This window comes from Gemella sp. GH3, assembly GCF_013415425.1.
Taxonomy (GTDB): Bacteria; Bacillota; Bacilli; order Staphylococcales; family Gemellaceae; genus Gemelliphila.
In genome coordinates this window covers 1-443 of sequence record NZ_JACBYC010000191.1, presented here as the reverse complement: position 1 = coordinate 443, position 443 = coordinate 1, and the positions used below count along the sequence as shown (strand labels likewise).

The window sequence follows — 443 nt, the reverse complement described above, 5'->3', positions numbered from 1 at the left end:
TTCATTTACCGTTCGACTATATGTTTTTCACTGGTAGCGAAAAAGTTGGTCAAATCATCTATGAATCGGCTGCTAAAAATCTGGTACCTGTTACTTTAGAGTTAGGTGGTAAATCTCCAGTCATTATTGACCAAACTGCAAATTTAAAAGTCGCTAGTGAAAGAATTAGTTTCGGAAAATTTACGAATGCAGGGCAAACATGCGTAGCACCTGATTATATACTAATTGATCGAAAAGTTAAAAATGATTTTATTAAAGCACTAAAACAAACAATTACAGAATTTTATGGGGAAAACATCAAAGAAAGTCCTGATTTTGGAAGAATTGTTAATCAAAAACATTTCAACCGCTTAAATGAATTATTAGAAACTCATGAGAGTAAAACTATTTTCGGTGGTAAAAGCTTTGAAGAAGATTTATATATTGAACCTACATTAATAGAC

The 443-nt window shown here is 31.4% G+C and carries 1 protein-coding gene; it reads left to right on the top strand.

Features of this window, described 5'->3' with window-relative positions; genetic code table 11:
• The coding region (locus HZY83_RS07005) for an aldehyde dehydrogenase family protein (protein ID WP_179943332.1) at nt 1-443 on the top strand (443 nt) is incomplete at both ends.